General features: G+C 46.2%; 26 protein-coding genes, 2 pseudogenes and 1 riboswitch. Of the genes and pseudogenes, 17 read left to right on the top strand and 11 right to left on the bottom strand.

The annotated features are described in order from the left end of the window. Nucleotides 1–133: 133 nt before the first annotated feature. The 8 genes from ICW23_RS15725 to ICW23_RS15760 all read left to right on the top strand — a co-directional run bounded on the left by ICW23_RS15725 (nucleotide 134) and on the right by ICW23_RS15760 (nucleotide 11,681). The gene (locus ICW23_RS15725; protein WP_188154763.1) at nucleotides 134–1,219 is read left to right on the top strand and encodes a lipoprotein YdaJ; all 1,086 of its coding nucleotides are present in this window, start codon (nucleotides 134–136) and stop codon (nucleotides 1,217–1,219) included. After that, complete coding sequence (locus ICW23_RS15730; protein WP_188154764.1) at nucleotides 1,200–2,048, top strand: diguanylate cyclase domain-containing protein; 849 nt, start codon at nucleotides 1,200–1,202, stop codon at nucleotides 2,046–2,048. The genes ICW23_RS15725 and ICW23_RS15730 overlap by 20 nt, the downstream gene beginning before the upstream one ends. Then, a complete protein-coding gene (locus ICW23_RS15735; protein WP_188154765.1) occupies nucleotides 2,038–3,765 on the top strand; it encodes a DUF2334 domain-containing protein in 1,728 nt (575 codons plus the stop codon). Before ICW23_RS15730 ends, ICW23_RS15735 begins: the two co-directional genes overlap by 11 nt. Next, nucleotides 3,758–5,020 (top strand): glycosyltransferase family 2 protein, encoded by a 1,263-nt coding sequence (locus ICW23_RS15740; protein WP_016937212.1) that lies wholly within the window; start codon nucleotides 3,758–3,760, stop codon nucleotides 5,018–5,020. The genes ICW23_RS15735 and ICW23_RS15740 overlap by 8 nt, the downstream gene beginning before the upstream one ends. 5 nt (nucleotides 5,021–5,025) lie before the next feature. Beyond that, nucleotides 5,026–7,143 (top strand): cellulose biosynthesis cyclic di-GMP-binding regulatory protein BcsB, encoded by a 2,118-nt coding sequence (locus ICW23_RS15745; RefSeq protein ID WP_188154766.1) that lies wholly within the window; start codon nucleotides 5,026–5,028, stop codon nucleotides 7,141–7,143. Between the two features lie 134 nt (nucleotides 7,144–7,277). After that, a riboswitch (cyclic di-AMP (ydaO/yuaA leader) is annotated at nucleotides 7,278–7,424 on the top strand. A 156-nt stretch (nucleotides 7,425–7,580) separates the two neighbouring features. Further along, entirely contained in the window at nucleotides 7,581–9,401 is a 1,821-nt protein-coding gene (locus ICW23_RS15750; protein WP_095242069.1) for an APC family permease, read from the top strand. 53 nt (nucleotides 9,402–9,454) lie between these two features. Beyond that, complete coding sequence (locus ICW23_RS15755) at nucleotides 9,455–9,901, top strand: NUDIX hydrolase (protein ID WP_095242070.1); 447 nt, start codon at nucleotides 9,455–9,457, stop codon at nucleotides 9,899–9,901. A gap of 58 nt (nucleotides 9,902–9,959) precedes the next feature. Beyond that, nucleotides 9,960–11,681, top strand: coding sequence for a pyruvate oxidase (locus ICW23_RS15760; protein ID WP_095242071.1), 1,722 nt, complete (start codon nucleotides 9,960–9,962; stop codon nucleotides 11,679–11,681). Between the two features lie 120 nt (nucleotides 11,682–11,801). Here the strand turns inward: ICW23_RS15760 and ICW23_RS15765 are convergent, their stop codons facing one another. Beyond that, nucleotides 11,802–12,239, bottom strand: coding sequence for a GNAT family N-acetyltransferase (locus tag ICW23_RS15765; protein WP_188154767.1), 438 nt, complete (start codon nucleotides 12,237–12,239; stop codon nucleotides 11,802–11,804). A gap of 179 nt (nucleotides 12,240–12,418) precedes the next feature. Here ICW23_RS15765 and ICW23_RS15770 point away from each other — a divergent pair. Both ICW23_RS15770 and ICW23_RS15775 read left to right on the top strand, forming a co-directional pair. Beyond that, nucleotides 12,419–12,622: pseudogene (locus ICW23_RS15770) on the top strand (ArpU family phage packaging/lysis transcriptional regulator); the annotation flags it as partial. A 173-nt stretch (nucleotides 12,623–12,795) separates the two neighbouring features. After that, nucleotides 12,796–12,957, top strand: coding sequence for a hypothetical protein (locus ICW23_RS15775; RefSeq protein ID WP_007410191.1), 162 nt, complete (start codon nucleotides 12,796–12,798; stop codon nucleotides 12,955–12,957). A 539-nt stretch (nucleotides 12,958–13,496) separates the two neighbouring features. Here the strand turns inward: ICW23_RS15775 and ICW23_RS19185 are convergent. The 5 genes from ICW23_RS19185 to ICW23_RS15795 all read right to left on the bottom strand — a co-directional run bounded on the left by ICW23_RS19185 (nucleotide 13,497) and on the right by ICW23_RS15795 (nucleotide 16,778). Continuing rightward, nucleotides 13,497–13,676, bottom strand: coding sequence for a hypothetical protein (locus tag ICW23_RS19185; protein ID WP_095242073.1), 180 nt, complete (start codon nucleotides 13,674–13,676; stop codon nucleotides 13,497–13,499). A gap of 17 nt (nucleotides 13,677–13,693) precedes the next feature. Further along, nucleotides 13,694–14,251 carry a hypothetical protein gene (locus ICW23_RS15780; protein WP_095242074.1) on the bottom strand — a complete coding sequence of 186 codons (558 nt, stop codon included), beginning with the start codon at nucleotides 14,249–14,251 and terminating at the stop codon, nucleotides 13,694–13,696. A 72-nt stretch (nucleotides 14,252–14,323) separates the two neighbouring features. Then, nucleotides 14,324–14,608 carry a hypothetical protein gene (locus ICW23_RS15785; protein WP_016937203.1) on the bottom strand — a complete coding sequence of 95 codons (285 nt, stop codon included), beginning with the start codon at nucleotides 14,606–14,608 and terminating at the stop codon, nucleotides 14,324–14,326. Between the two features lie 518 nt (nucleotides 14,609–15,126). Continuing rightward, complete coding sequence (locus tag ICW23_RS15790) at nucleotides 15,127–15,393, bottom strand: hypothetical protein (protein ID WP_029575267.1); 267 nt, start codon at nucleotides 15,391–15,393, stop codon at nucleotides 15,127–15,129. Between the two features lie 107 nt (nucleotides 15,394–15,500). Then, on the bottom strand, nucleotides 15,501–16,778 hold the full coding sequence (locus tag ICW23_RS15795; protein WP_156524397.1) for an Nramp family divalent metal transporter: 1,278 nt from the start codon (nucleotides 16,776–16,778) through the stop codon (nucleotides 15,501–15,503). Between the two features lie 636 nt (nucleotides 16,779–17,414). Here ICW23_RS15795 and ICW23_RS15800 point away from each other — a divergent pair. After that, nucleotides 17,415–17,768: an SH3 domain-containing protein gene (locus ICW23_RS15800; RefSeq protein WP_188154769.1), complete on the top strand. Its 354-nt coding sequence runs from the start codon at nucleotides 17,415–17,417 to the stop codon at nucleotides 17,766–17,768. Nucleotides 17,769–17,826: 58 nt separating this feature from the next. Here the strand turns inward: ICW23_RS15800 and ICW23_RS15805 are convergent. From ICW23_RS15805 to ICW23_RS15815, 3 genes and pseudogenes are all read right to left on the bottom strand, one after another. After that, nucleotides 17,827–18,042: pseudogene (locus ICW23_RS15805) on the bottom strand (DUF2188 domain-containing protein); the annotation flags it as partial. Between the two features lie 57 nt (nucleotides 18,043–18,099). Next, nucleotides 18,100–18,507, bottom strand: coding sequence for a DUF5360 family protein (locus ICW23_RS15810; protein ID WP_188154770.1), 408 nt, complete (start codon nucleotides 18,505–18,507; stop codon nucleotides 18,100–18,102). Then, entirely contained in the window at nucleotides 18,504–18,869 is a 366-nt protein-coding gene (locus tag ICW23_RS15815) for a DMT family transporter (RefSeq protein WP_188154771.1), read from the bottom strand. Before ICW23_RS15815 ends, ICW23_RS15810 begins: the two co-directional genes overlap by 4 nt. A 162-nt stretch (nucleotides 18,870–19,031) precedes the next feature. Here ICW23_RS15815 and ICW23_RS15820 point away from each other — a divergent pair, with 162 nt between their 5' ends. The 4 genes from ICW23_RS15820 to ICW23_RS15835 all read left to right on the top strand — a co-directional run bounded on the left by ICW23_RS15820 (nucleotide 19,032) and on the right by ICW23_RS15835 (nucleotide 21,138). Beyond that, nucleotides 19,032–19,838, top strand: coding sequence for an EcsC family protein (locus ICW23_RS15820; RefSeq protein ID WP_188154772.1), 807 nt, complete (start codon nucleotides 19,032–19,034; stop codon nucleotides 19,836–19,838). Nucleotides 19,839–19,938: 100 nt separating this feature from the next. Then, a complete protein-coding gene (gsiB, locus tag ICW23_RS15825; protein WP_003156229.1) occupies nucleotides 19,939–20,310 on the top strand; it encodes a glucose starvation-inducible protein GsiB in 372 nt (123 codons plus the stop codon). A gap of 133 nt (nucleotides 20,311–20,443) precedes the next feature. Further along, on the top strand, nucleotides 20,444–20,785 hold the full coding sequence (locus ICW23_RS15830) for a cupin domain-containing protein (protein WP_099744902.1): 342 nt from the start codon (nucleotides 20,444–20,446) through the stop codon (nucleotides 20,783–20,785). Next, nucleotides 20,779–21,138 carry a YdbC family protein gene (locus tag ICW23_RS15835; protein WP_016937193.1) on the top strand — a complete coding sequence of 120 codons (360 nt, stop codon included), beginning with the start codon at nucleotides 20,779–20,781 and terminating at the stop codon, nucleotides 21,136–21,138. Before ICW23_RS15830 ends, ICW23_RS15835 begins: the two co-directional genes overlap by 7 nt. 24 nt (nucleotides 21,139–21,162) lie before the next feature. Here the strand turns inward: ICW23_RS15835 and ICW23_RS15840 are convergent, their stop codons facing one another. Both ICW23_RS15840 and ICW23_RS15845 read right to left on the bottom strand, forming a co-directional pair. Next, a complete protein-coding gene (locus ICW23_RS15840; protein WP_016937192.1) occupies nucleotides 21,163–21,984 on the bottom strand; it encodes a manganese catalase in 822 nt (273 codons plus the stop codon). A gap of 82 nt (nucleotides 21,985–22,066) precedes the next feature. Next, complete coding sequence (locus ICW23_RS15845; protein WP_188154773.1) at nucleotides 22,067–23,119, bottom strand: TRAP transporter substrate-binding protein; 1,053 nt, start codon at nucleotides 23,117–23,119, stop codon at nucleotides 22,067–22,069. A gap of 80 nt (nucleotides 23,120–23,199) precedes the next feature. Here ICW23_RS15845 and ICW23_RS15850 point away from each other — a divergent pair, with 80 nt between their 5' ends. Together ICW23_RS15850 and ICW23_RS15855 are read left to right on the top strand one after the other, a co-directional pair. Next, nucleotides 23,200–24,822 (top strand): two-component system sensor histidine kinase DctS, encoded by a 1,623-nt coding sequence (locus tag ICW23_RS15850; protein WP_188154774.1) that lies wholly within the window; start codon nucleotides 23,200–23,202, stop codon nucleotides 24,820–24,822. Further along, the gene (locus tag ICW23_RS15855) at nucleotides 24,797–25,468 is read left to right on the top strand and encodes a response regulator (protein ID WP_095242084.1); all 672 of its coding nucleotides are present in this window, start codon (nucleotides 24,797–24,799) and stop codon (nucleotides 25,466–25,468) included. Before ICW23_RS15850 ends, ICW23_RS15855 begins: the two co-directional genes overlap by 26 nt. The last annotated feature ends 29 nt before the right edge of the window (nucleotides 25,469–25,497 follow it).

The raw sequence follows: 25,497 nt of genomic DNA on the forward strand, positions 1-25,497 counted from the left end.
GCGCCCCTATTTTAAAATTTCCCAATGTGAAAATATGCTAGTATTCTTTTATCGTTTCTTATATAGTAAAAATTGCTTTGTGAAAAATAAGATATAGGTATAAAAAAGGAATTGCTAAATAGGAGGATGGTACGTGAAACAATTCGGTTTTAGTCTGATGATCCTTTTGATTTCAATTGTGCTGACGGCGGGATGCGCAGAGGCCGGCACCGAAAAACAGACGGCTGCTGAACCGTCCGGATCGCTTCAGCCCGCGGAGCATTTTATTTATCATAAATTGATGAACGGGCGGGGAATGATTCAGACGAACATATCCGGTGAGCCGGAATATTTATCTGAGTCTCTCGGACTATGGATGGAATTTTTGCTCGGCAGGAAAGATGAACGGCAGTTTCAAGCCCAATATCAGCTTCTTACCGATTCATTTTTGACGGACAACGGGCTCGTGTCGTGGAAAATTGCCGGGAATAAAGCGAGCGGCACCAACGCCTTGATTGATGATTTCAGAATCATGAACTGTCTGAATGAGGCTGGAACCCTGTGGGGAAACAGTGAATACGGGAAAACAGCGGTGCAGATCGGGAAGGCTCTGAAAAAATACAATATGAATGAAGGGTATTTTACGGATTATTACGATGCCGCTTCAAATGCCGCATCAAAGACCGTGACGTTGTCCTATGTCGCCCCCGGTGCCTTACAGATGCTCAGAGAACAGGGGATTATCGATGAGAAAACGGAAAAACGGAACCTTGATGTTCTCAATCTTGGGCCCGTGAAAAATGGTTTTCTGCCGAAATCGTTCAATACCGAAACTAAGGAATACAAATATGACAGCGAAGTCAATGTCATCGACCAGCTGTATGCTGCCGTGAATCTGAAGCGGGGCGATGACAAAGCCGCCGCGCTGTCAAAATGGATCATAGAAGAATGGAAGTCGCGCGGACAGCTGTACGGACGGTACATCGCAGACACGAAGGAGCCGGCGGTTCAGTACGAATCACCGTCCGTTTACGCTCTCGCCGTTCTTTTTTTAACAGAGCAAAAAGCTGATCCGGCTGTCATCAGATCGCTTTATGAAAGAATGACTTCATTTGAAACGCTGGACACGCTGAAACCTGATTACGGCGGCTATATGAGCGGGAGCGATACACATTCTTTCGATAACCTGCTGCCGCTTTTGGCTGAAAGGAAATTGTTTAATGAACATATCATTCAATGAATCACAAAAACTGTGCAGCTACACAGCAGTTATGTTAGCGCTGCTGTCTTTTTTTATTTACTATGTGTCACAGCAATCCGCAGGGCTCCTGATAACCTGCATCACATTGCTTGTCGCGGGAGCCGGCTTATGGTTCGGGGCGATCTACGCGCTCGTCATCACCTTACTCGTCTTATTTGTTCTCGGCAGCCTGCTCCTGTGGTTTCAGACCGGGAGCTTTATGGCGTCTGCCGGTGCCGAAGGTCTGCAGATGCTGGCCGTTTGGGGGATTGCGCTCCTCGTCTTTTCCTACATATCGGGAAGAATACACGATTTGGCCAAGGGGCTTGAGCGCTCAGTGAAGCAGCTGCGGGAAGAGATCACGAGCTTTGTCGCCGTCGACAGGGTGACGGGCTTTGACAATCATCTCCGGATGAAGCTGGAACTGTCTGAGGAAATCAAGCGGGCGGAACGCTACGGCAATTCCTTTGTCTTTTTGCTGCTGCACATGCATTATTTCAAGGAATTCAAATCTCTCTACGGAGAAAAAGAGACCGACCGCCTGCTGGCATTTATCAGCCGTCAAATCCGGTCAAGCGTACGGGAAACAGATAAAAAATTCAGGCCGTCCGCCGAACGGTTCGGCATCGTGCTGACCCATACGCCTGAAGAGAACATGCCGGCCGTTCTGGCGAAGCTGAAAAAGGAATTGGATACATACCGGCTGCAAAACGGTAAATACGTCTCCATCACCTTCCGTGTATGTTACTTGGCGTACCGAAAAGATTTACAGACGGCCGATCAATTCTTAAATGAACTGGAAAACGAGATGATGATGAATGAACTCTAAATGGATACGTCTCTTACTCTCGGCGCTCTTCATGATTACGGCGGTTTATATTCCCCGTACGGCGGGAGCAATAGACAAAAAGGACGGAATTCTCATTATTTATACAAGCGCGGACGGCGAAGAAACCGCTGAAGTCAAAATGCTTGATTTGATCGCGGGCCATTTCTCATCCGCCGTGACCTTGAAAAGCGACGGAGATATCACAGCGGCCGACCTCGAAAAGAATCGGCGCGTCATCTATTACGGCGTCACGAAGAAAAAGCTCAGCAAACCATTTGTGTCGCTGATCGGCAGCATGCCGCAGCAACTTATCGGCATCGGGTATAACGCCGGCCAGTTCAACCGATTTGCGGGGTTGTCCCTCACAGAAAAAGAAACGGTATACCGCATTTACAGTAAGAAAGAAAAAACAGATATGCCGCTTGAAAAAGGAATGTCCGTGCTCGGTGCAGCGGGAATAAAAGGGGAGCCCCTTTATACATACCGGTCCGGTGACGGCAGCACCCGCCCTTTTATATGGAAAACGGCGCGCTCTGACTATTATTTCGGTGTGACCAGTCTGTTAAATGATTCGTTCCTGACAGCAAAAGAACTGCGCAAGGCGTTTGGAGAATCAGAGGGCGGCACCCTCCTTTATTTGCGGCTTGAAGACATCAGTCCGATGTCAGATGAAACATTGCTTTACGAAGCGGGCACTTACCTGCATAAACGACACATACCGTTTATTCTGGCGGTGATTCCCGTCTACCTCAATCCGGAAAACGGAGAAAAAGTATATTTGGCGGACAAGCCGAAAATGGTCAGCGTCCTGAAAAAACTTCAGCAAATGGGCGGCAGCATCATTATCCACGGCTATACGCACGCATACCGGTACAGCGAAACGGGAGAAGGCTTTGAATTTTGGGATGCCAAAACGGATCAGCCGATTACGTCAGAAAATGCGGACGATGCTCCGGTCAAGCTTGAAAAGGAACAGGATTTTCCGAATGAAAAAGCGTACCGGGCGTATGTGAAGCCTTTCCGTGAAAAAGAAAAAATCTACACGAGAACGAAGCTGGAGCAGGCGATTGATGACCTGACAGAGCTCGGCCTTTATCCGCTGTCATTCGAAGCGCCGCACTATACGATGTCTGAAGAAGGGTACAAAATCGCATCTTCTTATTTCTCCAGCATTTTCGGCCAAGTGCAGCTCAGCGGCACGACGTGGAAAACCTCGGGCGCCCCTCCGTTCGTCTCAAAGCCGGCTATGCTGGACGGGATGACGCTGTACCCTGAAACCATCGGTTATGCCGATAACTCAAAGGAAAATCCGCTCGGAGATATGGAGGATCATATCTCGCAGATGATTGACTTCGGCGGCGGAGTGGCGGGAGGTTTCTATCATCCGTATCTCGGCATGAAATACCTCCCTGAGCTCGTCAATCAGATGGAACGAATCCCCGGCGGCGAGTGGCTCGATCTGAAGAAAACGAAGCAGACGGTAACGTCGGACAGCGTCAGAATCAAAACGAACGGAGACGGAATCATTCATGTGGAAAACAAGATTCACCCGATAACATCCTTTTTCAATCATCATCAGCAGACGCCTCTGGAAAAAGCGCTTTGGATTCTCTCCGGCGTGGTGTTATTGTTCATCATCATGTTCGCATGCTACGTCCTTTATTTGCGCGCCACATTAAAAAAACGAATCTTTAAGGAGAGAAGAACCCTTGAGTAACATTCTGTTTTTTATCTCATTAAGTTTAATATGGGTGATGCTTCTCTATCACATGTTTCTGATGCAGGGCGGATTCAGGCATTATATGACCTTCGAACAAAACATTCCGAAATGGCGCGCAAAGGCGGGGGAGCTCCCGAAGGTCAGCGTCCTGATTCCCGCGCATAATGAGGAAGTCGTCATCAGGCAGACGCTGAAGGCGATGGTGAATCTGTATTATCCGAAAGACAGGCTTGAGATCATCGTCGTTAACGATAATTCCTCCGATCGGACGGGAGACATCGTCAATGAATTTTCCCGTCAGTATGATTTCATTAAAATGGTTGTCACAAAGCCCCCGAACGCCGGAAAAGGAAAATCCTCGGCGCTGAACTCAGGGTTTGCCGAATCGAACGGAGACGTGATCTGCGTATATGATGCGGACAATACGCCGGAAAAAATGGCGGTGTACTACCTCGTTCTCGGTCTGATGAATGATGAGAAAGCAGGAGCGGTTGTCGGGAAATTCCGTGTCATCAACGCGGCCAAAACGCTCCTGACGAAGTTTATCAATATTGAAACCATCTGCTTTCAATGGATGGCGCAGGGCGGCAGATGGAAATGGTTCAAAATCGCCACCATCCCGGGAACAAACTTCGCGATCAGGCGGAGCATTATCGAACGGCTTGGCGGCTGGGATGATAAGGCGCTGGCGGAGGACACCGAGCTGACGATCCGCGTCTATAATCTCGGGTACCATATCCGCTTTTTCCCGGCGGCTGTGACATGGGAGCAGGAGCCTGAGACATGGAAGGTCTGGTGGCGCCAGCGGACAAGATGGGCGCGCGGCAATCAATACGTCGTTCTCAAGTTTTTATCCCAATTTTTTAAGCTGAAACGCAAGCGGATCATCTTCGATCTGTTTTATTTCTTTTTTACGTATTTTTTGTTTTTCTTCGGTGTGATCATGTCAAACACGATTTTTATCATCAATCTTTTTTACGACCTGCATCTGGCAGTCGGGTTTTTGGCGATGATTTTGTGGATACTGGCCTTTTTCCTGTTTATGACCGAGGTCATGATTACCTTAAGCATTGAAAAAACAGAAATGAACAAACAAAACTTCTTTATCGTATTTCTCATGTACTTTACATACTCCCAGGCTTGGATCGTGCTTGTCATCTGGTCATTATTCACAGAGATCAAGCACCGCTTGTTCAAGCAGGAAGTCAAGTGGTACAAAACGGAGCGATACAATCAAAATAAAAGCGGGTGACCTTTTTGAAAAAAGCGATCATATTGATAACCGGCCTTTTGCTGCTGATATATAACGGGCAGACGGCCGCGGCCCAGGAACTGAAAACAGACGGTTCCGCCCTCAGAACAAGTGCAGGCGCTAAAGAGCAGCAGGCGCTGACGGGCGATCTGATTACTCTTTACGGGGCGAAAGACAGCTCGGAGCTGACTTATCAGATTCCTGCGGGAGCTTCGAATGCCAATCAGTCGCTTCTGATTGATTACGAGGCGTCAAACTTATTAATAGCTCCGTCTTCTTTAACGATTGCCATTGATAATGAACCCGTCAAATCCATAAAGCTTGACGGCAGCTCCAAGCGGAAAACAGTAAAGCTCAATCTCAGCAAAAGCCAAGCCGCCCAAGGCTATCACAACGTATCATTGCAGTTTTACGGCGTATTAAAAGAGGGCGTCTGCGTCAGGCAGGATACGTCCGGGAACTGGATAAAGATTTATCCGGACAGCCGCCTTGTGCTTTCAGAAGCAAGCAAGTCAAAGGGGGCGGATCTGAGCCATTTCCCGTATCCGTTTGCCCAATCAGGCAATACGGGTGAAGAAACCGATATTATCCTTCCTGACAAACCGACCTCTGCGGAAGCTGAAGCCGCAGTCAAAACAGAAGGATTTCTGAAAACGGCTGACAGCAGGCTGAAAGTGTCATACGTAAAAGAATCCGCCGCCGGCAAAATCAGCAATCCGTCAATTGTCATCGGCGCCGGGCAGCATTGGAACGGCAAAATAAAAGAGCTTATCGATCGCGGGAACATCAAAGCGGAACACAACAAACTCCTTCTCGCTGAACGGGTGCTGACCGCCGGGGATAAACGGCAGCCCGTCCTGTTTGTCACGGCACAATCAGACAAAACGCTGGCAGAAAAAATCCGCGTCATGACAGACAGCGCTTATTCAGGCCAGCTGAGCGGAGATTCACTGTTGATCGGCCGTCTTCAGCCCGCTGCTGAAAAGACAGGCAATAAACTGACTTTAGACGATTTCGGCGCGGGAAATGTAACGATCGGATCAAACAAAACGGCGTCAGAGCATTTCTTTTACCCTGCGGCGGCCGCTGTTGATAAAGACGGGAAGGTCAAGTTTTCGCTTACATTAAAGACGTCGGAAGCGGTCCGGACGAAGGCGGATTCTGGTGATGACGCCGAGAAAGCGGAACTGAACGTCATGGTCAACGGACAGCCGAATGCGGTGCGTCTTGATGATCTCGGCAATAAGGATAAAGACGGCTTTTACCACGTCTCAATCCCGATTGATCCGAAGCTTCTGCGCAGCAGCAGATACATTGATCTGCAATTTGTCACCTCAGGTTTGAAACATAACAATCCGTGTATCGACCGTGACGAAAACAAATGGGTCTATATTGATAAAAGCAGTACGCTGACGTATCCGGTAAGCGATGCGGCGCAGAAAGCGGATTTCGGGCAATGGCCGCTCCCGTTTGCCGGTAGCGTGAATAAGAAAACAGTGATCGTCATCCCGGATGACGTGACCATGCAGACACTTAAAGAGCTTTCTTTAGTGGCCGATTCATTCGGAAACGGCGCCCGGCAGTCATTTACCGTGAAGACGGCATCAGATATGAAGGAAGCGGACGCCAAAGGCCGGAATGTTGTGTTTATCGGAAGTCTGCCGCAAATTCCGCTTTTGAAGTCAAACGCTTCTAAGCTTCTCGTGCCGTCAGACCGCAGCGGCGCTTACGATGTTTCGTCGTTTCAGATGCTGAATGAGACGACGAAACAAGTCGCGTTTACACAGAAATCACCTTGGGACTCAGACAGCAGTATTGCTGTTTTTGCTCCGTTATCAGGAAGCGGCGCGGCTGTCACAAAAGAGCTGATCAGCTTTTTAGACAGCACAAGCGATGCCGCAACCGTCGTCAACGAAACGGGCGGCAAGCAGCTGTTTTCGAACCATCAGCAAATCAAATCCGATGACAGCAGTCCATCGGCTGATACGAAAAGCCGTTCCGCAGCACTGAACGTCACGTATATCGCTGTTTTCGCGGCGCTTATGATCATTGCTGCCGGCCTGATCTGGCTGACGGCAAGAAGGAAAAAAAGAAAAGCGGATAATGAAAAAAGTGAAGAGTAATGAAAGCAAAAGAGGCTGTTAACAGGCCTCTTTTTTTGTATTTTTATTTCCATTTTTGGCGGTGATTTTTTTATTTTTGAAACAGCATAAAAGCCCCTTTACAACCGGACGGGACGGGAGTATGATCTCTTTTATAATCTATATCGCTTAATCTGTATCCAGAGCGGGGGAACCAATTTGCGGCGCGTCATGCCGCTTGGGGTGAATCCTTTTTCAGGTAGGGCCAACTCTCATAAGCCCGAATCCGACAGCTAACCTCGTAAGCGTTCATGAGAGGAGATGAATGAAACCTGTGCACGAATATGGCGCAGGGGCATCCGTTTGCCTCTGTGTCTTTTTGCTGTCCTGAAATAAGGCATGCAATCAGCATTCGGAGACATCATAGCAGTAAGGGTTTGTAAATCAAACGGAAAATGAAAAAAAGGGGAAGACAACAAATGTATCATTCAATCAAAAGATTTTTGATTGGGAAACCGCTGAAATCACAGGCTGCCGGAGAGCAGAAACTGACGAAACTCAAGGCGCTTGCCATGCTTTCTTCAGACGCGCTTTCATCAGTTGCTTACGGAACGGAACAGATTCTGATCATTTTGGCTGCGGTAAGCGCGGCCGCGTTTTGGTATTCCATTCCGATCGCAGCCGGCGTTCTTATTTTGCTGCTTGCTTTGATTCTGTCCTACAGACAGATTATTTACGCTTATCCGCAAGGCGGAGGCGCTTATATGGTTTCTAAAGAAAACCTTGGTGAGAAGCCCGGTCTGATTGCGGGCGGCTCATTGCTTGTTGATTATATTCTGACGGTGGCGGTAAGCATTTCTGCCGGAACTGACGCCATTACATCGGCATTTCCGGCTTTGCACCCGCATCATTTGCTCATTGCTGTTTTGCTAGTGGTTCTGATTATGATTTTAAATTTGAGAGGGCTGTCAGAGTCGGCGTCCATTTTGGCGTATCCCGTCTATCTGTTTGTGGCGGCGCTTGTCCTTTTGATCGTCGTCGGGCTGTTTAAGCTCATGACAGGCCAGGTTCATCCGGCCGAGCATACACCGATCGGCACGCCCGTAGCGGGCATCACGCTGTTTTTGCTGCTGAAGGCCTTTTCTTCAGGGTGTTCGGCGCTGACCGGTGTTGAAGCCATTTCAAACGCGATCCCGGCTTTTAAAAATCCTCCGGCGAAAAACGCGGCCCGCACTCTGGCCATGATGGGGATTCTGCTGGCGATCTTATTTACGGGGATTACGGTGCTGGCGTACGGCTACGGCACGGGTCCGAAGCCTAACGAGACCGTTATTTCGCAAATCGCCGCAGAAACCTTCGGACGCCATACGGTGTATTATTTCATTCAAGGCGTTACATCATTGATTCTCGTGCTTGCAGCGAATACGGGCTTTTCCGCATTTCCGCAGCTGGCGTTTAATTTAGCGCGCGATCAGTATATGCCGAGAATGTTTACGGTTCGCGGCGACCGATTAGGTTTTTCAAACGGAATTATCTTTCTCGGTATCGCGTCCATCCTGCTTATTCTTTTATTCGGCGGCCGCACGGAACATCTCATTCCGCTTTATGCCGTCGGCGTGTTCATTCCATTTACGCTGTCGCAGACGGGAATGTGCATCAAGTGGATCAGGCAGAAGCCGAAGGGCTGGGCTGTAAAAATGCTGATCAACTCATGCGGCGCCGCCATTTCATTTATGGTGCTGTGCATTTTATTCGCGACAAAATTCAATCTTGTCTGGCCCGTGCTGTTATTCATGCCGGCTGTCGTCTTTTTGTTTTTCGTTATTAAAAATCACTACACCGCGGTCGGCGAACAGCTGCGGGTTGTTGATCAGCAGCCTGAGGAAATTAAGGGAACCGTCGTCATCGTGCCTGTCGCCGGTGTCACCACGGTCGTCCAAAAATCGATTCAGTATGCGAAATCATTATCGGATCAGGTCATTGCGGTTCATGTTTCCTTTGACAGGGAAAACGAAAAGAAGGTGGAAAAGCGCTGGGAAGAGCTTCATAACGGCGTCCGCCTCGTCACCCTGCATTCCTCATACCGCAGTCTGGTTCACCCGTTTGATAAGTTTTTAGAGACGGTCGAACAAAAAGCGAAAAAAGAACAGTTCTCCGTGATGGTTCTGTTTCCGCAATTCATTACGAAAAAACGCTGGCAGACCATCCTTCACAACCAATCAGCCTTCTTGCTCCGCGTCCGGCTGTTTTGGAAGAAGGACATAATCGTCGCCACACTGCCGTATCATTTTAAAAAGTAACAGTAAAGACCGCAGGCCTTAGTGCCGCGGTCTTTTTTGTAAAGGAGGACGACATGACTCAAGGCGCGTTTGTCATCATTCAAAATGACGGGCGGGACATATTGCTCGTAAAACGAAAAGACGTTCCCTTATGGGATTTGCCCGGCGGCGGGATCGCAGAAGGTGAAACACCTGAAGCCGCAGCCATCAGAGAGGCCTTCGAAGAAACCGGTTATAACGTGACCATTCTGCAAAAATCCGGTGAGTATGAAAGGCCTGCATTTGAAGATACACAGCACGTGTTCATCGGAGCCGTTACTGGCGGAACCCCGCTGATGGACGGGCCGGAAACCGCCGCATTACGCTGGTTTTCCCAAAACCGGCTGCCGCTGTTGATGGTGCCGAACAGAAAACGCCAAGTAAAAGACGGAATCAACGGTGCGGCAAATATGAAGGTAACGCTGAAAGACCGGCATCTGTTATCCATCCTTGATCTGCTGAGAAAAAAGTCAGGCAGATAGCCCCGTGTTTCAACCCGTTTTAAAAAGGGGATGAATACAGGTAAAAGGAGGATGCAGTATGCCAAGTAAAACAGCAGGACACGTAATGACAGAGCTGCTTGAACAATGGGGAGTCGGACATATATACGGCATTCCCGGAGACAGCATTAATGAATTTATCGAAGAATTGAGACATGAACGAAACAACCTGACATTCATCCAAACCCGGCACGAGGAAGTCGCAGCCCTGGCCGCCGCGGCTGAGGCAAAACTGACCGGGAAGATCGGTGTCTGCCTTTCAATCGCAGGGCCGGGAGCCGTTCATCTGCTGAACGGTTTATACGACGCCAAAGCGGACGGTGTTCCGGTGCTGGCGATTGCGGGACAGGTTGCCTCAGATGAAATCGGCCGTGACAGCTTTCAGGAAATCAAATTAGAGCAAATGTTTGAGGACGTGGCGGTATTCAACCAGCAAGTACATACAGCAGAAGCGCTGCCCGATCTTCTGAACCAGGCGATCCGTACGGCTTACAGTAAAAAAGGCGTTGCCGTCTTAACCGTATCTGATGATTTATTTGCGCAAAAAATCAAACGGGAGCCGGTCTACACGTCGCCGATATACTTAAAAGCCGATATCGAGCCGAAAAAAGAACATCTCGTGACATGCGCGCAATATATTAACAACGCAAAAAAACCGGTCATTCTCGCCGGCCAAGGGTTAAAGTCAGCAAAAGAGGAGCTGCTCGCATTCGCCGATAAAGCGGCCGCTCCGATTGTCATTACCCTGCCGGCAAAAGGGGTCATACCTGACAGCCATCCCCATTTTCTCGGAAATCTCGGGCAAATCGGCACAAAGCCCGCCTACGAAGCGATGGAGGAATGCGATCTGCTGATCATGCTCGGCACATCGTTCCCATACAGGGATTATCTCCCGGAGGATACGCCCGCCATCCAGCTTGATTCGGATCCGGCCAAAATCGGCAAGCGCTATCCCGTCAATGCGGGAATCGTCAGTGATGCGGCTCTGGGCCTGAAAGAGCTGACGGATTACATTGAATATAAAGAAGACAGAAGATTTTTAGACGCCTGCACCGAGCACATGAAGCATTGGTGGAAGGAAATCGAAAAAGATGAAACCGAGGCGACTCATCCGCTCAAGCCGCAGCAGGTCATCGCCCGGCTCCAGGATGCGGCCGCAGAGGATGCCGTCCTGTCAGTGGATGTCGGAACAGTTACGGTATGGATGGCCCGCCATTTTAAAATGAAAAAGCAGGACTTTATCGTCTCAAGCTGGCTTGCCACGATGGGATGCGGGCTTCCGGGAGCAATTGCCGCAAGCCTTGCCGAACCTGAGCGGCAGTCCATCGCCATTTGCGGAGACGGCGGATTTTCAATGGTCATGCAGGATCTGCCGACGGCTGTTAAATATAAACTGCCGATTACAGTTGTTATTTTAAACAACGAAAATTTAGGCATGATTGAATATGAACAGCAAGTCAAAGGCAACATTGACTACGTCACCCATCTGCAAAATGTGGATTATGCCGCTTTTGCAAAAAGCTGCGGGGCAAAAGGGATCAAAGTGACGAAACACGAAGAATTGGCTCCCGCTTTTCATGAAGCGCTCAACTCAAATGAACCGGTCGTCATTGACGCCGTCATCGGCGACGAGCCGCCGCTTCCGGGAAAAATCACTTACGGCCAAGCGAAAGGCTTCAGCAAATACATGCTGAAAAACTTCTTTGAAAACCAAAAAATCGAAATGCCGTCGCTCAAGAAAAGCTTGAAACGGCTGTTTTAAAAAGCGGCGCTTATAAAAAAATAAACAGGCAGCATGCCTGTTTATTTTTTTGCCGTGCAGCTTGTTTGCATATAGGCTCTTCTATTTACTCAGATGAGCCGTATGATCATTTTTCTTCAGTTAAATGGAATAGGTCAGCCAATTTCCAAGGGAGCCGCCCATTTTTTCATAGAACTTTTGTGCACGGTAATTATCAGTTGCTGTTATCCATGACATATGCGCATATCCGTTTTCTTTTGTAAATGCCTCACAACTTTTAAATAGTTCTTGGGCTGCTCCTGTGCCTCTTGCTTTTTCTGCCACGAATAAATCATTCATTATTGTTATTTTATCTGCTTTCGTCGTACTAAAACTAAAATATAATGTTGCAAAGCCAATAAGTTCTCCATCTTGTTCAGCAACGAATTGAATACCTCTGTCCTTTTCAAATAGCATTTCAATCAAACGATGTATATGTTCAATCGGTGGTTTAGGCCTTTGATAAAAATCCACGATATATAAATACATTAAATCGGTCAATTGGTTTACATCATAAGGTTCCGCGCTCCTGATGATCATATGTTTCCCCCCTCACTCTGTTTTTAATTTTTGTCATACAAAACTTACACAAATATTCCAAATAATGCAATGTTTTAAATTGGTTTAGAACCGGTTTGTTGTTTAAGAAAAAATAAGAAGGCGGAACCGTTCTCATGAAGCGCTTAACTCAAATGAGCCGCCGCTTCCCGGAAAAATCACTGACGGCCAAGCAGATGGATAGGGCGCCGCTAGAGAACTGTCTTGATGAAGATGAGCGCAGTATTCTTCAAAAGAAATATTTGTCATCAAGAAAAATAAAGGATTTAGAAATTATGATTGAGCTCGGCCTGAAAAGTGATAAGTTTTATCAGGTGAAAAGGCAGGCCATCTACAATATCGCGACAGCGCTCGGAATCATCTGAGGGCTGTTTTTTAATCCGTTAAATTCACCTTTTAGAGTCTCAGCTGTGCGAGAAGGCTTTATGGTCAAGGCATTTTTCACTGGTGTACTTATTTGTTGCGCGATAAAATGGCAGTAACTGAAAGGAGGGGTGCAAGTGATAAAAAGAAAAAAGGACTCAGAGGAGTTTAGATAATGGATGAGAAAAAGAAAGAGGTTCAAAGAAAATATAGAGAAGAGATTAAGAGAAAGAAACAGCAAAAAGAAGATGATAAAAACTTCACAAGAGAAGCCTTTATTGTTGTGACGATCATCGTGCTGTTTATTTTTTTGAATTTCATGTTCAAAAGTTTTTAACAAAAAATCCCTGCCCCCACTTCAGTTCACTTTTGATGAAGCATCCCTCCTTAAAGATGGGAAGTACATCGTGAATGAGCAATTAGTCTTTGGGAAATTCGTTCCTGAGTTCCGAACACTGACAGTGATTTCTCAACAGCATCTTATATGGGTTGCTTAAAACAAAAAATTATTGACTTTATTTCCGGAGGTCTGCAAAAATTACTTGAAAAAATGTGGATAGAAGCGGCTATTCCATCTTAAAAATCGTCGGAAAAAATGCAGTTAGAGGTGGAGTTGTTGGTTTAGCCGCGAAGCATATTAAGCCAAGTGTTTGTGAGCTTTGCACAAGATAATTAATGAGCATTTTTGTCCCTCCGTAAATGCGGGGGATTTGCATTTACATTCGATAAAAGTATCGGCCGTATGATGAATGAAGCTCTTTTCATGACGAAGAGGGTTTTTTTAAAAAAAGTCAATGTATGGTCTGGCTGCTGGCGGAATTTACAGACCGAAAATGAAAGCGAAGCTGAAGGAATGTTAAAATAAAAAAGCAGGCTCTATTTTGCCCGCTTTTCTTTAAAAATGTGATCCAAGATGAACATAAAGAGAGTGAATAAAAAGGACATCGTCATCATATCTATTAGAGATATATTAGGGGTTTCTTTTATTAGCAGCAGCCATACCACCTGCAAAACTAAAGAAATAGAAAAATAAGATATATATTTAATGCTCTTCATACCCAATTCCCCCTTTATTAGCCTAATTTCCCTTTTGCGATCTTATCCAAATGAGTAAAAAGAATATCCAGGCCCGAAAATAAGAAAGTTATGAAGAATGAAAGAAGAATTTCTCCACCTTGAAATATAGCTATGTTCTCAATGATATGATTGGAAACATATTTAATTGAGAAGTAAACAGCAGCCCATGCAAAAATGAATTCAAGGATATAGGCTAACCAAGCAGGTAATTTAAAAACATGAGTCATTCCTTTTACAATTGCCATAAGGATTAGCATATAAATGAAAGCTAAAATACTGACGACGACAGAAAATATGTATAAGTCTGAAAGTGAACCATAGAAGATATATTCTCCGAAAAAATGATTTACAGTTATAGCTGCAAAATAAATAACTAGGCTGGGTACAGTTACAGCGAAGCACAGGGAGAATCCAATAAGCCCTATGAATGCTGCATGAGCTAAGTGGTTGGGTGGTGTATTCACAATCTCCTTTTTTAATAGAATCATAAAAATAAGAGATGAAATAACAAGGCAGCATAAGAGAGTGAGTAAAACAGTAAAAAAGATAGTCATGTGAAATCTCCAATGAAAAAGTGCTATTAGAGTGAATCTAACAGCACTTTGCATGATCATTTATGAATCAGTTTAAAATGTTTTCATTGCTAAAGTTGTCAAATGAGCGAGGTTTTTAGCTTGGCTGTCAGAAAGTCCGGACTTTTTAAGTGAAAGATAAAGATTCTTTTCCACGTCAGTCCAGCTTAAGGCGACATACTCGTTCAGCATTTTCTTTAAAACCGGTTCTATGTGTTCATTGAAAACAGATTCAAGTTCATTTCTTATTTTCTTTCCTGCTAATCTTTCAACAAGATTAAATAATTTTGTTTTATTTTTCAGCACCTCTCTGATTGCATCTTTAACTGGTTTTGACACAGATGCATCGCTTTGTGCTTTTAGTCCGTAGGAAAATTGTGTATCAGTCTGATAAAAAAATGATTTGGCCGTTCCAGTGGCATTGGCAGTATTATTATGATTTTCTTTAGCTAAGGATGCGGGGACAAAAGAAGTAGTTACAAGGGCTAAAGATGCGGCAAACAGAATGCCTTTAGCTGCGTGTCTAATGGGAAATCCTCCTTTAGAAATGTAGTGTAGAGAGAAATGAAAGACTATGTATTTAGGCGGGTCCTATATGATCCGCTTTGAACATTTTCCCCTCTTAGATACCATTCTATCAATAGGTATTTTTTGGGTAAATAGGATTTTTATACAGTATTTTTCTCGTGATCCAAAATATTCTTTAGCAGAATTCATTTTAGCTGCAGTTTCGTGAAATAGAACATGGGCTAAAGCCTATATAACAAATGTACAGGCTGATTGAGGCGGAACCACATGATCGGAGCGGTTTTATAATTTAGGGTTAATTAAAAAAAATAAACAGGCATGCTGCCTGTTTATTTTTTTTTGCGTGAAAGAGCGAAGAAAAACGGGAAGGCGGAACCGGCTAATAACGTACCGAATAAAAACATGCCCCCGATGAACACATGATAGTTCACTCCGCCGATCCAAAGCCCCGTGATTAAGGAAACGATACTCAATGCAACCATCACAAAGCCGGGAATCAGGCGTTTCTTCCCCGTTGTCCGATAAGCAATAAGAGAACAGAAGATGCCGATGACAATCGGCACGATCCACAGATAAAAAAGGATAAATACTGACATAAGCAAAACTCCGATTTTTTCTTCTATCATACCAAAAACCCCCGGAAAAAGATACGAACGAGAGCCGGCGCCAAAAGAAAAAAACCGGCCCATATCGGCCGGTGTTTCTAACGGAAAGAATCGTAAATCACAAACAGGTTAAGCGCGATCACCAAAACCGCAATCAGCCAGGCGAGAGCCGTCACCCATTTACGGTTCGTCAGGGCGCCCATCAGGCGTCTGTTGCTCGTAAACATAATCAGCGGCACGAGCGCAAAGGAGATGCCGAATGAAAGAACGACCTGGCTCCATACAAGCGCTTCTGTGGCGTTGACCCCTGAGATAATGATGACCATCGGCGGAATAATGGTAATGAAACGCCGCAAATAAAGCGGGATACGGTAACGGATGAAGCCCTGCATGATAATGTCGCCTGACAATGTGCCTACAGAAGAGCTCGAAAGCCCCGCGGCCAGCAGCCCGATTCCGAAGAGAGCGGCTGATGCCGGCCCGATATAGTGGCCGAATTGCTGATAAGCCACGTCTAAATCTTCTACATACAGCCCGTTCTTGAAGAAAAGCGCCGCCGCTACAATCAGCATGCTTGCGTTAATCGCCCCTGCGATCACCATCGCGATGAGAATGTCAATCGTCTCGAATTTAAAAATCTTTTTCCGCTCGTTATCCGTTTTTCCGATGACACGGCGCTGTGTCAGTGCGGAATGTAAGTAAATGGCGTGCGGCATCACGGTTGCGCCGAGTATCCCGGTTGCCAGAAGCACACTGTCCATTCCGTCAATTTTCGGGATAAACAGCCCTTCGAGAACGGAAGCGGCGTCAGGCTTGGCGAAGAAGGTTTGCAGGGCGAAGGCGATCACCACCACAAACAGAAGTCCGGCAATGCCCGCTTCCAGCGCCCGGTAACCGCGGCGCTGCAGCTCTAAAATCGCGAATGAGCCGATCGCCGCGATAATGGCCGCTTCCATCATCGGTATGCCAAACAGCAGATTGAGCCCGAGGGCCGCTCCGATAAACTCAGCCAGATCAGTCGCCATAATCACCAATTCACCCTGTATCCACAACCCGGCCGATACCCATTTCGGATACCGGTCTCTGGCGATTTCCGGCAGGTTTTTACCCGTGGCGATGCCGAGCTTCGCGGAAAGGACTTGAATTAAAAAAGCCATCAAGTTTGAAAAGAGGATGACCCACAACAGCATATACCCGAATTTCGAACCAGCTGAGATATTCGTAGCGAAGTTTCCCGGATCAATGTAGGCAATCGCCGCGATAAATGCGGGACCTAAAAAAGGCAGAAGCCGCTTGAATCCCTTGCTTTTGCCGTCAAGTGCATCCTGAATGGCTTTTGCTTGCAATGATTGTGCTGAGATGTCTTTGCTCATTATGTCTCACCTAAATTCCGATAGATTTTTAGCTAAATAACAAAAAGTTTCCTAGGTGCAAATTATTTTATCTACATCATAAATCCGCTAATATGAGATGTCAAGCTCTTTATGTTCAATAAATCAGTACATGTATGCCCTGTTTTATCTATGATATGTATCCCGCCCGAGAAAGGTCCGAAAATGAAAAAGACATCGTATTCGGAAAGAAACGATGCCGTTCTCAACGATGTTTCCGCACGGGTTCTCCATTTTAAAAAGGGTGAAAGAGTACACTGTCCCATAAATCGTCAGAACCTTCCGTCCGCCAGCAAAGATTTGAAAAAAGACGGCACATTTCCTCCATTTTGCCGGGTAAATAGAATAATAATGAACCTTTCCATTGGAAGATAAAACCTTCCTGTACCATTCAAATGACCTCCGGAAAAACTCCGGACGCTCTGAATAAATGTTTGAATCAACGATATATCAGTGATTCAAGTCCAATAAACCGCTGTTATTTATCGAAACAAAGAAAGCGCTTTATCATTCGCGCAGAAAAGAAGTTGGAGCATTAGACTTATTTCAGTCTTCCGGGCGAAAACGTATAATAACCTCAGGAAAGCTTTCCAGCCATATGATAAAAGAGGGGGAATTTTCTTGGTACGTCGTTTGTCGGTCTTTTCTTTAGCCATGATGTTTGCTGTTTCTTTATTCGCTTTTGGCGGCTCTGCATCAGCTGCAACTTTTACACCTAAAGCTGAACCGGACGTTTCCATTTTAGCCAGCGGGGGAACAGTCGGTATTTACGGAGCTAATATGCGCTCATGCTCTAAGGTCAGCTGTTCAACAATTACAACATTTTCAAGCGGTAAAAAAATTACAGGTTCTTGGGTAACCGGTGAATATGTTCAAGGCCACTACACCAATTCTAATAAATGGCTGAAAGTCACGTATGCCGGAGCGACAGGCTACGTGTCAGTTACCACTCTTTCTTATTATTACGGTTTATAATCAGAAAACCCCGTTCTCTTTAGAGCGGGGTTTTTCCATATATACCGGATCAATTTCCGCGCTTCGTTTCATCATCGTGTTTCATCAGCTGATCGATTTCTTCCTTAGAGGCATTTTCTTTCCACTCTTTCGCCTGACTTGTCGCAATGGGAATGGCCCGTCCTTCTTCATATCCCTCATCCACCATCGCATTCGCGATTTCGATCGCTTTTTTCTTCACAGGTTCCTCGAGATTCTTCAATGATTGCGGATAATCCTTCATTGACCAAGGCATGTCTATCACTCCTTTATAAAAAGTGTTTCCCGCCTGAAGAAAAAGAAAACCGCCTCATCAAAAAGAATGACAGCTATTTTTACGAGAGGCCAGCAATTTCCGAATAAAATACAAAGGGTAAAGAAGCAAGTACAGGTTGAATGTCCACCACATAAGATCAAAATCACCGATAAATACCCAAAAGGCAATCGCCTGCAGACCTGAACAAAAAGTCAGCACAAGTGATATTAATGCGAAAGGGCGCCATAACGCATGTTTCCGTCTATAAAGAAACAAGCTGTACAGCCCGGTTATCGAAATGAAAATATCTAAGGGAAAGAATGACCAGTTCCAAGCCATGATCATGGCGTTATCATAATCTTTAAACACCATGTTTTTTGGAATCCACTCAAAAAAAGTAACAATCCAATAAATGATAAATCCTATATCTGTAATGAGGAAGAGAACCTTTAAGCCTTTCATCATCTGTTTCTGTCCGTATGAACGCTGATGCCGTTTGAAGACGTTTCACTTTCAGAAATAAAGTTTAAGGAAACGACACCGATGATGATCAGAAGAACAGAGACAGCTTTTATGACAGAGAACTGTTCATGGAAGAAAAAAATTCCGATCAAGGAAATCAGTACGATCCCCATTCCCGACCAGACCGCATACGCGATGGAGACACTTATATATTTCAAAGTCAAAGTAAGAAAACATAGGCTGCCGATATAAAACAATAATAATAAAATACTGGGGACAAGTTTTGTGAAACCATTTGATAATTTCATGCTGATCGTACCCAATACTTCAAAAATAATCGCTAAACTCAAATAAATCCAATGCATTCAACATTCTCCTTCATTCGTATTATTCAAAATTATACAATATATAGAATTTAAAGAAAATTAAACGATGGAATGCCCTTCCGGATAAAAAACCCGGTCGGGTAAGAAAACACCATAAAGGTATACTATGAAGAAAGAATTCAGAAAGGACGTGCAGGACGGGTGACAGAAGAGCGGACAGACCTGGAAAGACAATTGAGAGACATTCAAAAATGGGAAAAGGCGCAGCAGAGGGTGATGTTCTGGCAAACATTCACCCGCTTGCCGTTTCAGCTTTTGGACAAGCTGACACCGCAATTTATTCAGCGGAAAATCGGACGCATACTCGATGAAACGGGAACGTTTATTCAGTCAGGCGGACAGTATCTTACATCAGAAAAGCGCATCATGAAAAAGTTTCAAAAACGGCTTCCGCACGGAACATGTCAAACGCTTCACGACATTCGCAATGCGCCGCTTGCCGTCATGGACGAAATTGCAGAAGCCATGGCGCGCACAAGCGTAAAGGCCGCGACGGTGCAGGGAGCCGCAACGGGAGTCGGCGGCGTGTTTACGCTTGCGGCAGACATCCCGGCGATGCTCGGTCTGTCTTTAAAGACACTGCAGGATATCGCGATCGCCTACGGCTTTGACCCGAAAGACAAAAAAGAACGCGTGTTTATCGTCAAATTGCTTCAGCTGGTATCGAGTGACGTCATCGGAAAAAAAGCGATCCTGCAGGATTTACGGCAATATGATCAAAACGACCGCACCTATCAGCGCGTTGCCTCGCAGGTACAGGGCTGGCGGGAAGTCGTTTACAGCTACCGCGATACGTTCGCCGCGAAAAAACTGCTGCAAATGGTTCCGGCCGCAGGCATCATCTTTGGTGCATCCGCCAACCGTTCAGCTTTAGAAAGCATCGCGGAAACAGGCATCATGCTTTATAAAAAGCGCCGGATTCTAAGCCGGCTGAAGGATGCAGAATGATAAAAAATCACCCGAAAACACATTCAATGTGTTTTCTTTGTTTAGCAGTTCTGAAATCGGGAAACCAACAACCAACACCAATTAAAGGAGGAATTCAAAAATGGCACAAGATAATAACAAAATGAGCAGAGAAGAAGCAGGTAAAAAAGGCGGAGAAGCTACAAGCAATAACCATGACAAAGAATTCTATCAGGAAATTGGTCAAAAAGGCGGAGAAGCCACAAGCAAAAATCACGACAAAGAATTCTATCAAGAAATCGGTGAAAAAGGCGGAGAAGCCACAAGCAAAAATCACGACAAAGAATTCTATCAGGAAATCGGTGAAAAAGGCGGAGAAGCCACAAGCAATAACCATGACAAGGAATTCTATCAAGAAATCGGCCAAAAAGGCGGAGAAGCTACAAGCAAAAATCATGACAAAGAGTTTTATAAAGAAATCGGCCAAAAAGGCGGAAACAGACGAAGCAGCTAATAAAAGCATAAAAGGCAGACAACTTGCAGATCAAAAGCGATCCGGCGCATCAGCTGGATCGCTTTTTGTTTTGGAAAAATCTTGATCTGGGCCGGCGTTGCAGTACAATAAATGAAAAAAGGAGTTTTTACTTGTGTCTGAAATGCAAAATTTACTCGCCATCGCTAATAAAGTCAAAGAAAAACACGACAATTTTTCAATCGCGGAGATCAATGACCACTGTGTGCGCCTCGCAGTGTTTACGGGAGAATATGACTGGCACCATCACCCTGACTCAGATGAATGGTTCATTGTTCTTGAAGGTGAGCTGCTGATCGATTTTAAGGACAAAGAAACTGCAGTGCTCAAAGCAAATGACAGCCTGCTCATCCCGAAAGGCACGATTCACCGTACACGCTCATACGTCAGAACCGTGAATCTTTGTGTCGAGCATACGCATGCGAAAACAGTCATCACAGAGGAACTGCCGTGCTGATCAAAAAGATTGTATGTGAAACAGACGCTGCAAACGCTGAAGCATTTTCGCAAGCACAGTCACGGTGGGGAGCATTATCACGTGTAAATGGTTTCGTCAAACAGGCCGGCGGCTGGCGGAAAAACGCAGACGGTCTGTTCATCGCAGAGATCATCAGCGTTTGGGAGAACAGACAGGCCTATGATCATTTTATGGAGAACGAACATGACCGCATATACGAAGAAAACGAGCAGAAGGCTGCGATTCTTTCAATAGAAGTGATGCTGTACGAAGAGGATGAACCTTTCATTCACGAGCTGTTACATCACCCGGACATCCGATACGAACCGGATTGGACAGTTGTGCGCACCTAAAAAAAGCCCCTTTAGAGGGCTTTTTTATTTTCGTCCGGGAAGCGTGTTGTGGACATAAGGCGGGACGGGATCCAGCTTCGCTATTTCGCCGTGCGCTTTCGGTTCCTTTTCGTATTCAAAAGGTTCGCCGTCCGGCGCTTTTTCTTTCAGCCAATTTTGTTCAGCGCTTTCTGCTCCATCTGAGAAATGGATAAGTTTATGCGAGAATGACTGCTTTTCCAGCGCCTTCGGGAAAGTGGAAGGAACGATCGGGCCTTCCTGTGCTTCTAATTCTTTAATGGCCGCAAGCCATTGGTTTTGATGCATGGTGTCGCGGGCCAGTAAAAAGCTGAGCATATCTTTCACGCCTTTATCATCGGTCATTTCATACAGGCGTGCGACTTGAAGCCTTCCTTGTGATTCGGCGTTCAGATTGGCGCGGAAGTCTGCCAGGAGGTTTCCGCTTGCGACGATATAGCCTGCGCTCCAAGGAACGCCCGTGCTGCTCTCCGGCATGGCGCCCAGTCCTGAGACGATCGCATGATGCGGATTCATTCCGCCTAAAATGGACCCGATGACCGGATCGTCAGCCGCTTTCTCCTGCTCCGCCAGCGGGGCATCTTCTAACAGTCTCGCAATCATTGTCGCGATCATTTCGACATGGCCGATTTCTTCCGTCGCGGTATCCATCAGGAGATCTTTATATTTTTCATTGCCCCGTGTATTCCAGCCTTGGAACAAATATTGCATGGCGACGGATATTTCCCCGTACTGTCCGCCCAAGATTTCCTGCATCTTTTTTGCGAACAGCGGGTCAGGACGATCCGGTTTAGCCGGATGCTGCAGTTTTTTCGTATGTGTAAACATGTCTCCATCTCCTTTTTTATTTGTCCCTATTTACTTCCCCATCAGGAAAAGGGATGAAACGGAGATGGGCGTATTGGTCCTGCTAAGGATCGCTCCGCAAAGATAACAAGTCTTGCACAAGCCCCCGGCCGATCACCTGTTCATATTGTCCGTAAACCGGATCGAGGCGTTTCATCCACTTTTTCTTTTCCGCTTTCGTCAGCATGTGAATATTGATGGATGAATTCTTCTTGATTTCTTCAAGCTGGTCTTTATTCATTTTCTCAGCGGAGGTTTCGTTCCATTCCGTTGTTTCTTTCATCGCCTCCGTTAAGATGGTTCTCGTTTTTTCCGTCTGTGAATTCCAGAAATGTTCGTCGGTCATCACGGCATAACCGAGGTATCCGTGATTGCTGATTGTCAAATAATCTTGAACATTATAAAATTTTTTAGAATAGATATTTGAAATCGTATTTTCCTCTCCGTCTACGAGATTGCTTTCCAAGAGCTGAAACGTGGAATTAAACGAATCCTGCCGCGGGTTCGCGCCGAGCAGGCGGTATTGGTCTTCGATCACGCTGCTCGGCATGATCCTGAGCGCCTGTCCTTTCAAGTCGTCCGGAGTGAAGATAGGCCCTTTGTTCGACGTGAGCTGCTTAAATCCGTTCGTCCAGTATGCCAGGCCTTTCAAATGATGCTTTTCTAAAGAAGCGAACAGGCGAGTCCCGATTTTGCCGTTTAGGCCTTCTTGTACGGCTTTATAGTTTGTAAACGCGTACGGCAGATCTAAAACACCCCATTCGGGCGACAGTAATCCGAGCTTTGAGGTGGAGGGAGCGATGAATTGCACGTCCCCGTTTTGGAGGGCGTTTATTTCTTCATTATCTGAATAGAGGCTCCCGTTTGGAAACACCTCTACTTTAATGGTCCCGCCTGACTTTTGATAGACCAGATCGGCGAATTTATTCGCCGCCCGCCCTTTAGGCGTGTTTTCAGCAACGACATGGCTGAATTTGAACACCATTTGATCTTTCAGGCCTTCCTGTTCGTCATCATAATACGGTTCATCCGTTGGGAAACGATCATGAAAGCCGATGAATAAAGCGGTTCCGATACCGAGTACCATCAGGCTGAGACACGTCAGCAAGCTTTTCATCGAAAACCCCCTCCGCCATTTTCTATAACAAGCATAATCGGGCGGGCCGTTTTCGTAAAGAGACGGAAAGGAAGAGGCCAATGACGAAAAAAAAGCTCACCATCCGCTGGAAAATCACCATACTTTCTTATATCGTCGTGCTTTTTACCTTTTTGATCGTCGGCATCGTGCTGATCGGAAATATTCAGCATACAGAGGAGCGCGAGCTGAAAAAACGGCTGATGAATACGGCGCGGACGGTATCTGAGATGACCGATGTCAAACGCGCCCTGGAGCAGAAAAAGCAGAGGGAAGACGTGCGCCATGCGGTCGAAGAAATAAGGATCATCAATGAAGCGGACTACATCGTCGTCATGGATATGGACCATATCCGTTATTCACATCCCGTCAGCACGATGATCGGAAAGCGTTCAAGGGGTGAAGACGAAGCGGCGGCGTTTGCCGAGCACATTTATTTTTCCGAAGCAAAGGGAGAAATCGGCACCGCCGTCCGCGCTTTTTATCCGATAAAAGATCGGGATTTGAATCAGATCGGCGTCGTCCTTGCCGGTAAAACGCTGCCCGGCTTTGGTGAAATCCTTCTTCAGCTGAAACATGACATTCTCTTTATCGTTCTGCTGGCGCTCTGTTTCGGACTGGCCGGCTCCTTTTTGCTGGCACGCCACATCAAAAAACAGATGTTTTGGTTGGAGCCCCATGAGATCGTAAGAATGTATGAAGAACGGACCGCTACGTTTCACTCAATGAATGAAGGTGTCATCGCCATTGATAACCAGCATCACATCACCATTTTTAATGAAAAAGCGAAGCAGATATTCAATGTCAGACAAGAGACCGATGGCAGGCTGATCTGGGACGTGTTAAAAGATTCGCGGCTCCCGGAGATCGTCGAGCGGAACCGGGCTGTATATAACGAAGAAATCCAAGTCAGCGGAAAGGTGATCATGAGCAGCAGAATTCCGATCGTCATGAAAAAGAAGGTCATCGGCGCCGTCGCCATATTCCAGGACAGGACGGAAGCGGCGAAAATGGCTGAAGAACTGACAGGTGTGAAAAATTTTGTCGATGCGCTCAGAGTCCAAAACCACGAACACATGAACAAGCTTCACACCATCGCGGGACTGATTCAGCTCGGAAAATCAGAAAAAGCGCTCCAGCTTGCTTTCAAGGCATCATCAGAACAAGAAAGCGTCACAGAATTCCTTCATCAGGCCATTCAAAATGACGCCGCGGCGGGGCTTCTGTTGAGCAAAATCAAAAGAGGCAAAGAGCTCGGCATTTCTGTGAAAATTGATGAAAACAGCAGCTTTTCACAATTTCCGGTGCATGTGGACCAGCATGATATCGTCGTCCTGCTCGGCAATTTAATCGAAAACGCGTTCGGCGCATTCGAAACAGCTGACACGGAGGACAAACACATTGACATCAGTATCGAGCAAAATGAAGAAGTGCTTGCGATATTAATAGAAGACAATGGAAGCGGGATTTCAGATGAGCATATCCCGCACATTTATGAAAAAGGGTTTACCGTCAATAAAACGGGCGGCACGGGATACGGCTTGTACCTCGTCAAACAGATCGTCGACAAAGGGATGGGCATCATTGAAGTCGACACACGGCAGGGACAGGGAACGGCATTTTCTATTTTATTTCCGATGAAGGGGGAGGAATCGATAGATGGACATCAAGGTGCTGCTTATTGAAGATGATCCGATGGTGCAGGAGGTGAATAAAGAATTTATCACCGGCGTTTCAGGATTCAGCGTCATTGCCACGGCAGCTGACGGAGACGAGGGAATCAGGCTTATAAAAGATCTTCGGCCCGAACTCGTGGTATTAGACGTGTACATGCCGAAAAAAGACGGAATTAAAACGCTTCAGGAAATCAGAAAACAAAAGCTCGAAGTGGACGTCATCATCGTCTCGGCTGCAAAAGACAAAGAAACGATCCAGCTTATGCTGCAAAACGGCGCGGCCGACTATATTTTGAAGCCGTTTAAGCTGGAGCGGATGAGACAGGCGCTCGAAAACTTTAAACAATATAAACGGAAAATGGAACAGCATGACACCATGTCGCAAGACCAGCTTGACGCGCTGCTTAAAATTCCGCAAAATCCGTCCCGGGATCTGCCGAAGGGGTTAAATCATTTTACGATGAATGAAATTATAACCTATATGAAACGGCAGACGGAGCCGCTTTCAGCTGAAGAAGCCGCCAAAGCGCTCGGAATCGCCAGAGTGACGGCGCGGCGCTATCTTGATTTTCTTGAGAAAGACGGTCAGATTAAGCTCGACATTCAGTACGGGGGAGTGGGCCGGCCGATTAACCGCTACAAATTCGTCCGTTAGCCGAGACCAAAAAGACCAAAATGTCCGTT

The organism is Bacillus sp. 1021 (assembly GCF_014534735.1).
Lineage (GTDB): Bacteria > Bacillota > Bacilli > Bacillales > Bacillaceae > Bacillus > Bacillus siamensis.

Coding starts and splice junctions, on each gene's coding strand:
- ICW23_RS15730 (WP_188154764.1), top strand. CDS start 1,200: ATGAACATATCATTCAATGAATCACAAAAACTGTGCAGCTACACAGCA.
- ICW23_RS15735 (WP_188154765.1), top strand. CDS start 2,038: ATGAACTCTAAATGGATACGTCTCTTACTCTCGGCGCTCTTCATGATT.
- ICW23_RS15750 (WP_095242069.1), top strand. CDS start 7,581: ATGTATCATTCAATCAAAAGATTTTTGATTGGGAAACCGCTGAAATCA.
- ICW23_RS15755 (WP_095242070.1), top strand. CDS start 9,455: ATGACTCAAGGCGCGTTTGTCATCATTCAAAATGACGGGCGGGACATA.
- ICW23_RS15760 (WP_095242071.1), top strand. CDS start 9,960: ATGCCAAGTAAAACAGCAGGACACGTAATGACAGAGCTGCTTGAACAA.
- ICW23_RS15765 (WP_188154767.1), bottom strand. CDS start 12,239: ATGATCATCAGGAGCGCGGAACCTTATGATGTAAACCAATTGACCGAT.
- ICW23_RS15775 (WP_007410191.1), top strand. CDS start 12,796: ATGGATGAGAAAAAGAAAGAGGTTCAAAGAAAATATAGAGAAGAGATT.
- ICW23_RS19185 (WP_095242073.1), bottom strand. CDS start 13,676: ATGAAGAGCATTAAATATATATCTTATTTTTCTATTTCTTTAGTTTTG.
- ICW23_RS15780 (WP_095242074.1), bottom strand. CDS start 14,251: ATGACTATCTTTTTTACTGTTTTACTCACTCTCTTATGCTGCCTTGTT.
- ICW23_RS15790 (WP_029575267.1), bottom strand. CDS start 15,393: ATGTCAGTATTTATCCTTTTTTATCTGTGGATCGTGCCGATTGTCATC.
- ICW23_RS15810 (WP_188154770.1), bottom strand. CDS start 18,507: ATGATGAAAGGCTTAAAGGTTCTCTTCCTCATTACAGATATAGGATTT.
- ICW23_RS15815 (WP_188154771.1), bottom strand. CDS start 18,869: ATGCATTGGATTTATTTGAGTTTAGCGATTATTTTTGAAGTATTGGGT.
- gsiB (WP_003156229.1), top strand. CDS start 19,939: ATGGCACAAGATAATAACAAAATGAGCAGAGAAGAAGCAGGTAAAAAA.
- ICW23_RS15840 (WP_016937192.1), bottom strand. CDS start 21,984: ATGTTTACACATACGAAAAAACTGCAGCATCCGGCTAAACCGGATCGT.
- ICW23_RS15845 (WP_188154773.1), bottom strand. CDS start 23,119: ATGAAAAGCTTGCTGACGTGTCTCAGCCTGATGGTACTCGGTATCGGA.
- ICW23_RS15850 (WP_188154774.1), top strand. CDS start 23,200: ATGACGAAAAAAAAGCTCACCATCCGCTGGAAAATCACCATACTTTCT.
- ICW23_RS15855 (WP_095242084.1), top strand. CDS start 24,797: ATGGACATCAAGGTGCTGCTTATTGAAGATGATCCGATGGTGCAGGAG.